This is a genomic window from Sciscionella marina DSM 45152 (genome assembly GCF_000379465.1).
In the GTDB taxonomy this organism is placed as follows: Bacteria; Actinomycetota; Actinomycetes; order Mycobacteriales; family Pseudonocardiaceae; genus Sciscionella; species Sciscionella marina.
In genome coordinates, this window is record NZ_KB905403.1 from 254,347 (window position 1) to 267,758 (window position 13,412).

13 protein-coding genes, 3 tRNA genes and 1 riboswitch are annotated in these 13,412 nt (G+C 66.8%); of the genes, 4 read left to right on the forward strand and 12 right to left on the reverse strand.

Going from position 1 to position 13,412, the window contains the following annotated elements; translation table 11 throughout:
• Nucleotides 1-192: 192 nt before the first annotated feature.
• From A37U_RS0125915 to A37U_RS0125945, 7 genes are all read right to left on the reverse strand, one after another.
• Nucleotides 193-1,188 carry an ABC transporter substrate-binding protein gene (locus tag A37U_RS0125915; protein WP_020499584.1) on the reverse strand — a complete coding sequence of 332 codons (996 nt, stop codon included), beginning with the start codon at nt 1,186-1,188 and terminating at the stop codon, nt 193-195.
• Nucleotides 1,185-1,949, reverse strand: a complete 765-nt coding sequence (locus A37U_RS0125920; protein WP_020499585.1) for an ABC transporter ATP-binding protein — start codon at nt 1,947-1,949, stop codon at nt 1,185-1,187. Before A37U_RS0125920 ends, A37U_RS0125915 begins: the two co-directional genes overlap by 4 nt.
• Entirely contained in the window at nt 1,949-2,983 is a 1,035-nt protein-coding gene (locus tag A37U_RS0125925) for a FecCD family ABC transporter permease (protein WP_020499586.1), read from the reverse strand. The genes A37U_RS0125920 and A37U_RS0125925 overlap by 1 nt, the downstream gene beginning before the upstream one ends.
• A 33-nt stretch (nt 2,984-3,016) precedes the next feature.
• Nucleotides 3,017-3,145: riboswitch (cobalamin riboswitch) on the reverse strand.
• 367 nt (nt 3,146-3,512) lie between these two features.
• Complete coding sequence (locus A37U_RS0125930; protein WP_040588758.1) at nt 3,513-4,853, reverse strand: MFS transporter; 1,341 nt, start codon at nt 4,851-4,853, stop codon at nt 3,513-3,515.
• 194 nt (nt 4,854-5,047) lie between these two features.
• Nucleotides 5,048-6,046 carry an LLM class flavin-dependent oxidoreductase gene (locus tag A37U_RS0125935; protein ID WP_020499588.1) on the reverse strand — a complete coding sequence of 333 codons (999 nt, stop codon included), beginning with the start codon at nt 6,044-6,046 and terminating at the stop codon, nt 5,048-5,050.
• 53 nt (nt 6,047-6,099) lie between these two features.
• On the reverse strand, nt 6,100-7,341 hold the full coding sequence (locus A37U_RS0125940) for a L,D-transpeptidase (RefSeq protein WP_157183025.1): 1,242 nt from the start codon (nt 7,339-7,341) through the stop codon (nt 6,100-6,102).
• Between the two features lie 220 nt (nt 7,342-7,561).
• Nucleotides 7,562-7,873, reverse strand: a complete 312-nt coding sequence (locus A37U_RS0125945) for a hypothetical protein (RefSeq protein ID WP_026197607.1) — start codon at nt 7,871-7,873, stop codon at nt 7,562-7,564.
• Between the two features lie 334 nt (nt 7,874-8,207).
• Here A37U_RS0125945 and A37U_RS0125950 point away from each other — a divergent pair, with 334 nt between their 5' ends.
• The 4 genes from A37U_RS0125950 (at nt 8,208) to A37U_RS0125965 (ending at nt 9,000) form a co-directional block, all read left to right on the forward strand.
• Nucleotides 8,208-8,471 (forward strand): hypothetical protein, encoded by a 264-nt coding sequence (locus A37U_RS0125950; RefSeq protein ID WP_020499591.1) that lies wholly within the window; start codon nt 8,208-8,210, stop codon nt 8,469-8,471.
• A gap of 103 nt (nt 8,472-8,574) precedes the next feature.
• Nucleotides 8,575-8,647, forward strand: a tRNA-Glu gene (locus A37U_RS0125955).
• Between the two features lie 36 nt (nt 8,648-8,683).
• Nucleotides 8,684-8,757 (forward strand) — tRNA-Asp (locus tag A37U_RS0125960).
• A gap of 169 nt (nt 8,758-8,926) precedes the next feature.
• Nucleotides 8,927-9,000 (forward strand) — tRNA-Phe (locus A37U_RS0125965).
• Nucleotides 9,001-9,056: 56 nt separating this feature from the next.
• Here the strand turns inward: A37U_RS0125965 and A37U_RS53900 are convergent.
• The 5 genes from A37U_RS53900 to A37U_RS0125990 all read right to left on the reverse strand — a co-directional run bounded on the left by A37U_RS53900 (nt 9,057) and on the right by A37U_RS0125990 (nt 13,406).
• Entirely contained in the window at nt 9,057-9,203 is a 147-nt protein-coding gene (locus A37U_RS53900; RefSeq protein ID WP_240437674.1) for a hypothetical protein, read from the reverse strand.
• Nucleotides 9,204-9,581: 378 nt separating this feature from the next.
• The gene (locus A37U_RS0125975) at nt 9,582-9,869 is read right to left on the reverse strand and encodes a putative quinol monooxygenase (protein WP_020499593.1); all 288 of its coding nucleotides are present in this window, start codon (nt 9,867-9,869) and stop codon (nt 9,582-9,584) included.
• 113 nt (nt 9,870-9,982) lie between these two features.
• The gene (gene menC, locus A37U_RS0125980) at nt 9,983-11,089 is read right to left on the reverse strand and encodes an o-succinylbenzoate synthase (RefSeq protein ID WP_020499594.1); all 1,107 of its coding nucleotides are present in this window, start codon (nt 11,087-11,089) and stop codon (nt 9,983-9,985) included.
• Nucleotides 11,086-11,928 (reverse strand): alpha/beta hydrolase family protein, encoded by an 843-nt coding sequence (locus A37U_RS45310; protein ID WP_020499595.1) that lies wholly within the window; start codon nt 11,926-11,928, stop codon nt 11,086-11,088. The genes menC and A37U_RS45310 overlap by 4 nt, the downstream gene beginning before the upstream one ends.
• On the reverse strand, nt 11,925-13,406 hold the full coding sequence (locus A37U_RS0125990; RefSeq protein WP_020499596.1) for a serine hydrolase domain-containing protein: 1,482 nt from the start codon (nt 13,404-13,406) through the stop codon (nt 11,925-11,927). Before A37U_RS0125990 ends, A37U_RS45310 begins: the two co-directional genes overlap by 4 nt.
• Between the last annotated feature and the right edge of the window lie 6 nt (nt 13,407-13,412).

The following is a 13,412-nucleotide window of genomic DNA, read 5'->3' on the forward strand; positions in this document are numbered from 1 at the left end:
TCTCGAGTCCTCTCGATTGCCGAGTGCCCGAACACATTTAACGCACGGCAACCAAGAGGGGCAAGGTCAGTGACGGTCAGTGCGGGGCTGCGGGGCTGCGGGGGNGAGGGGCGCACGCAGGGTAATGGCGCGCCGCACGCTATGTGTCCCCGCCGAGGGGGCCGGAGTCTCGAATCGCCCAAACCGCGCGCACTAGGGAAACTGTCGGTGCAGATAATCGGCGAGTGCGGCGATCGCATCGGGATTGCGCGGGCTCTCCACCAGCGCCGCATAGGGCAGCGCGAAGAACCGCTTGTTCTTGATCGCGGGTACCGCGGCGATCGTGGGATACCCGAGCAGGAATCGGCGCTTGTCCTCGGCGGTGTGCTGCTGACCGGAGTCGTAGTCGTTGATGAGCACCACATCGGGTTCGCGCTCGGCGACGGGTTCCCACTGGTAGCGCACCCAGGTGTCCGGGCTGTCCGCGAAGATGTTGCGCCCGCCCGCTTTCTCGATGATCTCGTTCGCCGCGGCGTACCGGCCAGCGCTGGTCGGCGCGTCGGTACCGGAGTCGTAGAGGAACACCTTCGGCTGTGGCCGGTTCTTCGGGATCCGGGCCTGCGCCTCGGCGACCTTCTGCTGATACCCGGTGATGAGCCGATTCGCCCGGTCTTGCACCTTGAACAGTTTCCCGAGGTTCCGGATATCGGTGTAGAGGGCCTGCAAGGGCGCCATGATGCCGCGATGCGAGCCGTTCCGGCAGGATTCGCTGAGCAGGTAGCTCTTGATGCCCTGCTTCGCCAGTGTTTCCGGGGTCACCCCACTGGCCTGGCTGAACCCGTAGGACCAGCCGGCGAACACCAGATCGGCGTTCACCCCCTGCGCGGTCTCGGTGTTGAGTTTCTTGCCGAGTTTGCGGGTCTTCGCGAAATCGGCACGCCACGGCGAGGTCTCCAGTCCGCGGGCGTCCTCGTTCATGGTGTATCCGGCGAGCCGGTCGCGCAGGCCGAGGGCGAACATGATCTCGGTGATCCCGATGTCATTGGTCACCACGCGTTGCGGGGTGCGGTCGAAGGTCGTCTGCTTGCCGCAGTTGGTGATGGTGACCGGGGCGGCCGGGGAACTCGGCGCGGCCGATTCGATCGTGGCCCCGCAGCCGGCGAGCAGCAGACCCGCGCACGCGGCCGCGGTGATCCGGGCGATTCTCATGGGTTCTCCTCGATGGTGGAATACAGCAGCTGGGGCGTCCCGGTTCGCGGATGGTCGACGAGGTCCGCGCGCACCCCGAATATCTCGGCGATGAGCTCGGGGCGCAGTACCTCCGCCGGGGTTCCCGAGGCGGCGAGCGCACCGGAACGCAGCACGTAGAGGCGATCACAGTAGTGCGCCGCGAGGTTCAGGTCGTGCAGGGCGAGCAGCACGGTGACCCCGGCGGCGCGCACCGTATCGAGCACTTCGAGCTGATGGCGCACGTCCAGGTGGTTGGTCGGCTCGTCCAGCACGAGCACCCGCGGCCGCTGAGCCAGTGCCCGGGCGATGAGCACCCGCTGGCGTTCCCCGCCGGAGAGGGTCTGGAATCCGCGGGTGGCCAGGTGTTCGGCGCGCACCGTGCGCAGTGCCTCGGCGCAGTGCCGCTCGTCCTCTCCGGTCTCACGGGCGAACGGCTTCTGGTGCGGGATCCGGCCCATCGCGACGATCTCGGTGACCGTGAAGTCGTGGGTCACACTGGATTCCTGGGTGAGCGCGGCAAGCCGGCGTGCGGACTCCTTCGGATGCAGCGACTCCAGCTCGTCCCCGCCGAGCAGTACGGTGCCCGTCGCCGGGCGCAGCGCGCGGTAGGCACAGCGCAGGGTGGTGGACTTGCCGCTGCCGTTCGGCCCGACGAGGCCGACGATCTCGCCCTCGCCAGCGTGCAGGGTGAGCCCGTGCAGGATCGCGGGAACGGTGACCGAGTCCAGTTCGAGGTGCATCACTGACCTCCGAACTGGTAGCTGCGGCGGCGGAGCAGGAGCAGGAAGGACGGCACCCCGAGGACCGCGGTCAGCACGCCGAGCGGCAGCTCCTCCGGCGCGGCCAGGGTTCTCGAGGCCACGTCCACCCAGATCAGGAAGCAGGCACCGGCGAGCGGGGCGATGGCGAGCACCTTGCGGTGATCGGCCCCGGTGACCATGCGCACCAGGTGCGGGAGCATCAGCCCGACGAATCCGATCGCCCCGCTGACCGCGACGAGCACCCCGGTGAGCAGCGCGCAGACCACGAACAGCCGCACCCGCAGTCTGCCCGCCGGTACGCCGAGCGTCGCCGCGGTCTCGTCGCCCATGGCCAGTGCGTTGAGCCCGCGCCCGCACAGCCACAGGTAGCCGCTGCCGAGCAGCACCGCGATCGCGGCGATCGGCAGCGAGCCCCAGTTCGCCCCGGCGAGGCTGCCCATCAGCCAGAACAGTACGTCTCGCGCGGCATCGGCGCTCGGCGCGCGGAACACGATCAGCGTGGTGATCGCGGAGAACCCGTAGGCGAGCGCGGTCCCGCACAGCACCAGCCGCAGCGGGGTGAGCCCGTGCCGGGTGCGCGCCACCAGATAGACGATCGCGCTCGCGAGCAGCGCGCCGAGAAAGGCCGCGGTGGACAGCGCGTACAGGCCGAGCCCGGCGAGCAGGCCGAAGATCGAGACCGCGGCGGCACCGACAGAGGCACCGGAGGAGATACCGAGCACGAAGGGATCGGCGAGCGGGTTGCGCACCACGGCCTGGATGGCGACCCCGACCACCGAGAGGCCAGCGCCGACCACCGCGGCGAGCAGGGTGCGTGGCAGGCGGGTCTGCATGACGATGTTGTCCGCCCCGGCGAGGCTGTTCGGCAGACTGCCACCGAATGTTTCGCCCGCCAGAATGTGCAGTACGTCACCGAATGATAAGGACGCTGCCCCGAATGTGGTTCCGCACACAACGGAAATGACGAGTGCCGGGATAAGGAAAAGTGCGATGGCACACGTTCGATATCGCATATTGCTCCATTTCCGCAGACCTCGACGGGTTGGAGCCGAGCACGCTCGATGCGGGTATTCGGGCTTGTCCCAAGGGTTTTGGGGCCTACCGTTGCGGGTCAGCGCCGGAGTTCGACCGGACTTCCCCCGCATCGCGCGGTGGTCAGCGATCGGCGATGTTACACGGTTTCGACGGGTGAGTGAGGTCACCACGCTCAGCGGTTACGAACCCGAAATATTTATCGGGTACGTGACGATCTACTAGGTGTACGGACCAATTCAAGACGGCAGTCGGATGCTTGGTCAGGCCTCGGCGAGAGCGGTTGTCCGGCCGACCCGACGTGACGTGTGAGACGAGGAGGAAGCAATGGCAGCGGTTTGGGTATCTTTCGCGATCGAGGGCGGCGCGGCAGTTGCTGTTTCGGCGACACTGGCGAAGTGGGCACGTAAGGGCTTCACTCTTCGCGGTGCGCGTCACCCGCAGAACTGAGCTCGAGAAAACGGTGCCCCCGGATCGCGTGATCCGGGGGCACCGTCGTATCCGGGCGGGTTACTTCGAGCCCGCGGGGTTCAGCTCGGAATCGAGCTGCCCCTCGTTGTTGATCTTGTCCATCGGCACGCCCTTGGTCTCCGGCATGAACAGGATCGCCGGGAGAGCCACGAGCGCGGAGAGCATGATGTAGAAGGCCGGGATCTCGTTCACCCCGGTCGCCTTGATCAGTGCCTCCACGAGCAGCGGGGCGGTACCGGCGAACACCGCCGTCGAGACGTTGTAGCTGATCGCGAACGCGCCATAGCGAACCCTGGTCGGGAACATGGCGGGGAAGGTCGAGCCGATGACCGCGAGGATCAGCACCAGCAGCAGACCCAGGATGCCGAAGCCGACTCCGAGCAACAGCATCGATTTCTGCTGCATCAGCCAGAATGCCGGATAGCTGAGCACCACCAGCCCGATGGCCGCGGTGATCAGGATCGGCCTGCGCCCGATGCGGTCGGAGAACGCGCCGATGAAGCCGATCACGGCCATCTGGCAGAGCTCCACGATGATGATCACCCAGGACGAACCGTCCGCGGAGAAGCCGAGGTGATCCTGCATGTACGAGGGCATGTAGGTCAGCAGCAGGTAGTCGGCGATGTTCAGCATGAACACGATGCAGAACAGCTTGACCAGCATCCGCCAGTTGTTCTGGAAGATCTCGCGCAGCGGTGCCTTCTCGGAGCGCTGCCCGGCGGCCTCCAGCCTGCGGAACTCCGGGGTGTCCTCGAGCCGCGAGCGCAGGTAGAGCCCGATCAGCCCGAGTGGGACCGAGACGAAGAACGGAATACGCCAGCCCCAGTCGAGCATCGCGTCCTTGCCGACGATGCCGAGCATGGCGAACACCACGATCTGGCCGAGCACGTATCCGGTCAGGGTGCCGAACTCGAGGAAGCTGCCCCAGAACCCGCGGCGCTTGGTCGGGGCGTACTCCGCGATGAAGGTCGCCGCCCCGCCGTACTCACCGCCGGTGGAGAACCCCTGGATCAGGCGCAGCAACAGCAGCAGGATCGGTGCCAGTATGCCCACGCTGTACCCGTCACTGGAGTAGGAGGGCAGCGCGCCCACCAGACCGGTACAGCCGGCCATCAGGACGATGGTGATGGACAGGACCCGGCGGCGGCCGAGCTTGTCACCGAGCGGGCCCCAGAACAGACCGCCGAACGGCCGGACGATGAATCCCGCGGCCAGGGTCATCAGTGAGTAGAGCAGCGCGTTGGTGCCCTCACCGGGAAAGAAGTGGGTGCCGACGGCGGTGGTGACCATCCCGGCGGTGAAGACACTGTAGTCGTACCACTCGGTCGCGTTCCCCATCGCCGATGCCCAGACCGCTCTGCGTACGGTCCGTTCGTCCACCCCAGGTTGTGCGGTGCCCCCCGTAGCGTCAGCTGTCGTCATACTCGCCCCTGATCGTCTTGGTAGCTGCGTTGCTGCCGACTGACCCTAGGGGAACGTTCGCCCGATCGCACTACCAACGCATTTCGGATTGTCAACTTTCTACAACTTCGCTGACCTGGGGTCAGTGCCTGTTCGCGGAGGGTCGACGATCGTCAGTTCCGGAACATTCCGGCGACCAGTTCCAGGGAGCGGAGGCGGTCCTTCTGGTAGTACAACGAGTTGGTCACCATCAGCTCGTCCGCTCGTGTCGCCTCGAGCAGCTCCGCGATTCCATCACGCACGGTAGCAGGTGACCCGATGATCTGTGTCGACATCCGTTCCTGGATGAACGCGTGGTCCGTCTCCGTGTAGGGGTACGCGTCCGTCTCCTCCGGGGTTGGCAGCTTGCCGGGGTTGCCTTGGCGCAGCCGGAGGAACTGCAGCGCGCCCGGCCGGGCCATCTCCTGCGCGTATCCATCGTCATCGGCGCAGAACACCGCGGCCGCGACCATCGCGTGTGGACGTTCCAGCTCCGGGGAGGGGCGGAAATTCTCCCGGTACAGCTTCAGCGCGGGCAGCGTGTTCGCCGCGCTGAAGTGGTGCGCGAAGGCGAACGGGATCCCGAGCAGCCCGGCGACCTGCGCGGAGTAGCCACTCGAGCCGAGCAGCCACAGCGGCGGCCGGTTACCGGGGGCCGGGACCGCGGTGATCCCGTCCGATTCGGCCTCGAAGAAGTCGATGAGCTGGCGCAGCTGCTGCGGGAAGTCCTCCGCGGAGAGCCCGGCCGCGGACCGGCGCAGCGCCGCCGCGGTCGCCGGATCGGTGCCCGGCGCGCGCCCGATCCCGAGGTCGATGCGGTCCGGATGCATCGCGGTGAGCAGGCCGAACTGCTCGGCGACGACCAGCGGCGGGTGGTTGGGCAGCATCACTCCACCGGAGCCGACCCGGATGCGCTCGGTCGCGTCCGCCAGGTGCCCGATCAGCACCGAGGGGGCCGAGCTCGCGATGCCCGGCATGTTGTGGTGCTCGGCGACCCAGTATCGGGTGAACCCGAGCCGCTCGGCGTGCCGGATCGCTTCGGTCGAGTTGGTGATTGCCTCGCTCGCGGTCGAACCGCTCGTCACGGGGGCGAGGTCGAGTACCGAGAGGGGAATGGAAAACGGTGCATGCACGGCCGTTCCAACGCCCGCGCACGCACCGCGAATTCCTGTCCGTATGGCTCTTTCTAGCCGCCGCTGCCGACCGCGGACTTCTTCTGCCACTGATCCCAGGGGATCGCCCAGTCGTAGAAGTCCCCGTCCGCGCTGCCGAGCTTCGCGTTCGAGCCGGTGATCTCGACCGGGTCACCGATCTGCGCGAAGTCGTAGTACTGCTTCGCGCGGGTGTTGCTCAGGTTCACGCAGCCGTGCGAGACGTTGGTGGACCCCTGTGCCCAGGTCGACTCGGGCAGCGCGTGGATGAACTCGCCGTTGTTCGAGATCCGCACCGCCCAGTGCACGGGCAGGTCCTCGTAGCCGCCACGCGGGTTGTTCATCAGGTAGGTCGAGTGCTTGGACATCACGACGTGGGTGCCGCTGCGGGTGTTGCGCCAGAGCACCGAGTCCAGCCCGTAGCTCGCCGGGTAGTCCTCGATCATCTTGCCGTCCTTGAACACCTGCATGCGGTGGGTGTCCGTGTCGCCCTTGACGATCTGCGAGGAGCCGATCTTGAACGCGCTCGACACGTCGTCCGAGCCGAACTTGCCGTTGCCCATGTCGAGGCCGTAGAGCTTGGCGCTGACCTTCACCGTGGTGCCCGGCTCCCAGTAGCCCTTCGGCCGCCAGTGCACCGAGGAACCGTCCAGCCAGGCCCAGGAGCCCTCGGTGTTGTTCGAGGTCTCCACCTTGAGCGCCTTCTCCACATCCGCGCGCTTGCTCTGCGGGATCAGGTTCTGGCCGAAGTCGATCTTGATGGGCATCGCGATGCCGTAGGTCTGGTCGTCGCCGGTGTTGATGTGCCCGCTGACCGTGCTCGTCGGATCGATCGTGGAGAAGGAACCCTTGACCGGGCTCTGCCGACCGTCGCTGGAGACCATGTTGCCCGACCACGTGTAGGTCTTGCCGTAGCCGAGTGGCTCGGTCGTGGTCCAGGTGCGGTTCTGCGCGTCCGGCTCCCCCTTGACCTTCGCCCCGCTCGAGGAGTTCAGTGCCACATCCGCGAGCGAACCGTTCTGCACGCTGAGCTTGATCGGCTGCGTCGGGTTGATCAGCTTCGAACCGTCGCCGGGTTCCTGCTTGAGCTGCACCTGCTTCGCGACTGGGACCGGCGCCTGTCCTTCGTCCTTGCCCCCGGCGTCCGTACTCCCTTGGCCGCCGCTGCAGGCCGCGAGTGCCACGGCGGTGGTAGCGGTGAACGCGATCGCGAGCAGCCGCCTGTGCGTCCTGCCGCCGCGCCGCGTCACGTGCCGCGTCGTGCGCTCGACTCCCATTCCTTGTCCCTTCCCCAAAAAACCCGAATTGCCCGACTTTGATTGTGACGTTTGGCGACACGCTGCCGTTCGCACATAATACTGTGATAACCATCACGAACGGTTATGCGGGGTCGCCAGGGACTGCCCCAGGCAAGTGAGTCCCGCCTGGATGGCGTGACTTGCGGTCACTCTACCCAGGGGGAGAGACGAAAACGGACGTCGTTATCGAGGCGTGCTCTTACTGGCCGAGCTGCTGATCGGCTTCCCAGGCGAGCCGCTCCTGTGTCCACTCCTGGATCAGTTCGCGCGGGGAGATTCCGCGCAGCTGCGCCAGCTCGTGCAGTTGCCCGTCCGCGATCGGGTTCAGCCGCACCCGGTAGGACAGCGGCTTGCCGAACTGATCACCGCTGGCCGTGGTGTCCGCCTCCGGATTCGGGGCGAGCGCGGCGAGATACGACTCGAGCTCGTGATCGGGCGCGGAAGGGGTCGGTTCGGGGTCGACGGGGCGGTGTTTCGAAGTCCGGTTCGCCCGTCCGAGAGGAAGTGCCACGCGCACACCATAACGGTTTCGTCTCGGCGGGGTTCGCGGCTCACCGGTCCGGACATGGAGAACCCCCGCGCCAGGGGGAGGAACGCGGGGGTCGGAGGGGATCTCCACAGGTGCTGACCGGGGGGTGTGTCAGCAAGTGAATTGTGACACGTGAACGCGTAAGACGGCAGTATGTTGACGCAACGAAAATTCTTGCCCTGAGCCCATTCTTGTTGGGTTGAAACTGACTCGGGCGATTCGACCCGGCGTAGTCGTGCGATTCACTCGCCAGGGGGCTGCACCGTTTACCTGGGAAGGTTAGCCTCGCGGCAGACAGCGAAGGCGGGAGGGTGGCATGGAACGCTTCGCCGGATCATCCGAGGTGCGTAGATTCCTCGCACAACAAGACGACGCGATCGGTCGGCAGAACGCCGCGAGTGGCGGTGGCGTGCCGGCGCAGCGGACCGGGGGCGAACCCGCCCGGGTCTCCGAGCAGGACGTGCACCGCGCGCGGCTCGCCGTGGCGCGCGGTTCCCAGGACGCCGAGGACTGCAAGCTCCTGCTCGACATGCTCGGTCTGACACCGGGTGACCAGGGCATCGCACCTGTTCGCGAATGATCGCGTACCCCGCTGACGACGCTCACGCGGGGATGGCCTAAGCTCTAATCTGCTCGCGGCGCACACCGCCGGGAGCTGGGTCGGTAGGTCCAAGACCCGCCGGGCTCCCATCGTCCAGTGGCCTAGGACTCCGCCCTTTCACGGCGGCAACACGGGTTCGAATCCCGTTGGGAGTACGCTGTGTAAAGGCAGTATGCTGAATTGAATATTCTGGCCCTGTGGCGCAGTTGGTTAGCGCGTCGCCCTGTCACGGCGAAGGTCGCGGGTTCGAGTCCCGTCAGGGTCGCTTCGAATCGGATGGGTGGAGTGTGCTCATGGAGTGCATTCGCCTTTGACCGATTCGAAGATGTTTGTCCGGGGGCGACCCCCGGACGCCCGCGGGGCGGGCTCCTTCTGTTGACTGCGCGGTCGCTCTGGGCGGTGACCAGCAGTAGTAGGGGCTTGCTCCTGGGTTCGGCCAGGTAGCTCAGTTGGTACGAGCGTCCGCCTGAAAAGCGGAAGGTCGGCGGTTCGAACCCGCCCCTGGCCACCGTGTTCGCAACCGCTCCGGCGCTGGTCGGGGCGGTTTTTTCGTGTCTGGTGGTGTCAGTGGGACCGGTCGATCCAGGCGTGGAGCAGGCGCGGGTCGGGGGTGAATCCATTGCGGGTGTAGGCCGGGACCGCCCGTTCGCTGGAGTGCACCGTGACGCGTTCGAGCACGCGCTCGCGTCCGAGATCTTGGACCGTCGACATGAGCTGTGCCCCGGTCCCGCTGTTGCGGTGTTCGGGGACGTAGACGCACTGCATGTCCCCCGAGACGTGGTCGAGCGATCTCGCGGGCTCGGTACCCGCGCGATGATCACCAGCCAGGCCATTCCGATGATCGTGTTCTCGCGTACGGGGACCAGACACTGATGTGCTGCCGCGTGTTTGCGTGCCCAGGTCGTGAGCAGGTGAACGAACTCGTCGTGCGCAGTGACCGGTGTTCCTTCTCGTTCCAGGAGCCAAAGCCAGCGAAGCTCGGCCACCACCGGTAGTTCGTCGTCTCGGGCGGGCCGGATCACGGTCTTGTTCATGGGCGCCACTCTGGACTGCGCCGTGAACCGTTGGGCCTCGATCGCCCCGATGGGTTCAGCTCAGCGGGCGCGCCCGCGTGACCTCGTACTCGGTCACCGAGGCGGAGCGGATCGCCGCGCTCTGTTCCTCGCTGGGACCGCCGTCCCGGAACGCTTCGACGGCGGCCTGCGTCTCCCAGCGTTCGAATATGTCGATGCGGCCGTCGTCCACCAGATCCGCGGTGATGGCGAAGTCGAGGCATCCGGGTGCGCGGCGTGCCTGTTCGACGATGTGCGCGCAGTCCGCGAGATAGGACTCGCGGTCTCCCGGGGCGACGACGATGTGCCCGGCGACGATCACCATGTGCTGCTCCTCCGCTGGTTCGAACCGGCCGTTACGGAGCAGGACTCGCGGCGACGGCCGAACTCATCGGCCACAGCACTATTCGGCACAGCACTACTCGTCGGCTGGGGCGTTCAGCCACCGAGTGTTTTGCTCCATTCGGTGTATTCGGCGAGCACGTCTTCGTGCACCTGGACGCCGAGACCGGGTCCCTGTGGCACGGACATGTGCCCGTTCTCGACGGTCCTCGGTTCGGTGATGTCGCGTGCGTAGTACCGGCTGCTCGCGGAGAGGTCGTTGGCGAGGGTGAAGCCAGGCAGCGAGGCCAGTGCCGCATTGCCCGCCCTGCCGAGCCCGGTTTCGGCCATACCGCCGCACCAGACCCGCACCCCGCTGGCGAGCGCGGTGTCGTGGATACGGCGTGCCTCGAGGTAGCCGCCGACCCTGCCGGGCTTGATGTTGATGATCGAGCAGGCGCCGAGCCTGATCGCGGTGGCCGCGGTACCCGCGGAGACGATCGACTCGTCGAGGCAGATCGGGGTTTCGATGCGCCTGGCCAGTTCGGCGTGGCCGAGGAAGTCCTCGGGCTCGTACGGCTGTTCGATCAGTACGAGGCCGAATTCGTCGAGCGCGGCCAGATGCCGTTCGTCGCCGGGACGGTAGGCGGTGTTGGCGTCGACCTGCAGGGCGAGTTCGGTCCCGAAGCGTTTCCGTACGGCACGGATCGGTTCGATGTCCCAGCCCGGCTGGATCTTGAGTTTGATCCGCCGGTATCCGGCATCGACGTGCCCGTCCACCTCGTCGAGCAGGTCGTCGGTGTTCTCGGCGATGCTGACCGAGACCCCGGAAGGCACGCACGTGCGCACCCCGCCGAGGTATTCGCCGAAGGAGATGCCCAGGGCGCGCAGGCGCGCGTCGAGCACCGCCATCTCCAACGCCGATTTGGCCATCGGGTGCCCGCGGAAGTCCGCGAGCAGCGGTGCGACCTGTGCCGGGGTCAGCTGCCCGGCCTCGGCGAGCCGGGGCGCCAGGCAGCGTTCGATGACGTCGGCGGCACCGCCGAGGTATTCCGGCGAGTACGTCGGTTCGTTCTCGGCGACGCACTCACCCCAGCCCTCGACGCCGTCGATGCGCATCCGTATCAGGAGCGTGTGGTGGGTCGACTGCGTTCCCCGCGAGGTGCGGAACGCGCTTACCCGCGGGATCGCGATCTTGCGCAGTTCGAGGCTTTCGAGCTTCACTCGGACATTCCTTCCGTGAGGATTCGGGCGAAGAATTCGCGCACGGCGGGCAGCATGGCGGAACCCTTGTGCCCGGCGCCGGGTACCACACCGCGTTCGACATCGACCCCGTGCGAGGTCAGATTCCGTTCCAGAGCGAGCAATCGCTCCTGCCGGTCGGCGCCCGCCCGGTTGGCCTCCGGCATCCAGTGCCTGCTGGTCTCCGGTACCCACACCTCTTCGCCCCCGTGGTCCTGCTCGCCGATCACGGTGAGCACCCGGACCCGGCGCAAGGCGGCCGGATCCACTGCTTTTCCGAAGCGCCCGGCGATATCGCGGGTGCCGACCCACCAGTCGCGCTGCTCGTCGAGCAGGGTGACCGCGCCGGGTGCGCCGATGGAGACCGCGGCCAGCCGTTCGGCGTGCAGCAGCAGGAATCGGTGCGCGAACTGCGCGCCGCCGGAGAATCCGTGCAGCAGCAGCGGTCCCGGTTCGATGCCGTACCGTCCGGCGAATTCCTCGACCATCCGGATCAGCAGCAAATCGAACCGGATCCCGTGGAATTCCAGGCGTTTGTAGTTGTCCACGTCATCGGGATCCACGATGCCGCAAGGGAAAAGCGGGGCGAGCACCACGCAGCCGTGCTCTTCGGCGAACTCGGCGAAGGCGTCCCGGTAAACTGTCGGCTGGCGCAGGGTCCCGTGCACCACCAGCACGATCGGGACCGGTCCGGACTGTCCGGCCAGGCGTGGCGGCACATAGGTGTAGTAGCTGAACCGCTGATCGGCCCGCAGTGCCCAGCCGGGCGCCTTGCCGTACAGGTAGTGCGCGAAGCGGGCCTCGACCCGTGGACCGGTCACGGCTGATCCTGGTGCGCGGTGATCATCGGGCGGGCCGTCTCGGTGCTGTTCACGTTCACCTTGCGGTACCAGTGCAGCCCGCCGGATTCGGGGAATTCCACGGTGATCGTGTCGTGGAACGGGGATTCCACGAAGTACCAGTCGAGCACCAGGACCCGCGGTTCGCGCCAGTGCGCCGCGCCGAGCACGCGCATCCACCGAGGCTGATAGGAGTGGTGCAGCCGCCAGCAGGTGACCGTGGTCTCCGATTCCACCCATGTGGACAGTCCACAGTGGACATGGTGGCTGCCGCGCGGATCGGTGAGCGTCACGGTCAGTACGCCGTCGGATTCGGTGAAGGCGATCGTGCGCAGTTCGTCCTCGTTCGGCTCACAGGTGAACCGGGTGTTCGCGAGTATCGGTTCCGGATCGGCCGAACGCAGCACCGGTTCCTGGTTGTCTTCGGTCAGTGCGGCGGCCAGCCGGGTGTCGCTCGCCGTGGACGGGGGGTTCTCGAACGCGGGAAGCAGATATTCCTGCACCAGCCCGGAAAGGTAGCGGTGCAGACCGTGGGTGATGCTGCCGGTCGTGGTGATCACCGCGTCGTGCTGCGGGAACACGAACACGTCCTGGCCGAACATCCCGGAGGCGCGGGAGCCGCCCTGTTCGGTCAGCCAGATCTGGTAGCCGTAGCCCTCGCGCTCGTCCCCGCCGTCGCCGGGAACGAACTCGGCACCGTTCCAGCTACCGGCATTGGCCTGGGCCACGTGCCAGAAGGTGGCCTCGTCCACCCAGCCTTCGGGCAGGATCCGCTCGCCGTTCCACATTCCGTCGCGCAGATGCAGTACGCCCCACTTCAGGAAGTCGATACTGCGCAGGCTCAGCCCGTTGCCCCCGGAACAGATCCCTTCCGGATCGGTGTCCCAGCTGTGGCCGGAGAATCCGAGCGGTTCGAACAGCCGCGGGGCGAGGTATTCGGCGACACTGGATCCGCTGGCCCGCTGCACGATCGCCGAGAGCATATGCGAGCTGGCGCTGGAGTAGGTGAACGCCTTGCCCGGTCCGGTCTCGACATCCCGGGAGAGGAAATCGGTGACCCAGCTGGTTTCCAGCAGTCGCCAGGTCTTCCCGGAAAGGCCGACGCGGTGCCCGGTGCGCATGGTGAGCAGGTCGGCGACGGTGATCGCGCGCAGATTTTTCCCCGCGGTTTCCGGAACCTTCTCGGGAAAGAACGAGACCAGGGTGTCCTCGAGCCGGATGTGCCCTTCGGCGAGCGCGAACCCGATCGCGGTCCCGACGAAGGACTTCGTCGCGGAATGCAGCGTGTGCGGGAGATCGGCGCGGTAAGGCCACCAGTAGTGCTCGAGCGCGAGCTTGCCGCCCCGGTAGATCAGCAGGCTGTCCAAGGACATCTCGCGCCGTTCGAGTTCGGCGAGGAAACCGAGCACGGAACCGCCGTCGACGCCCGCCTCGGACGGTGCCGCGTACTGGAAGGTCACGAATAC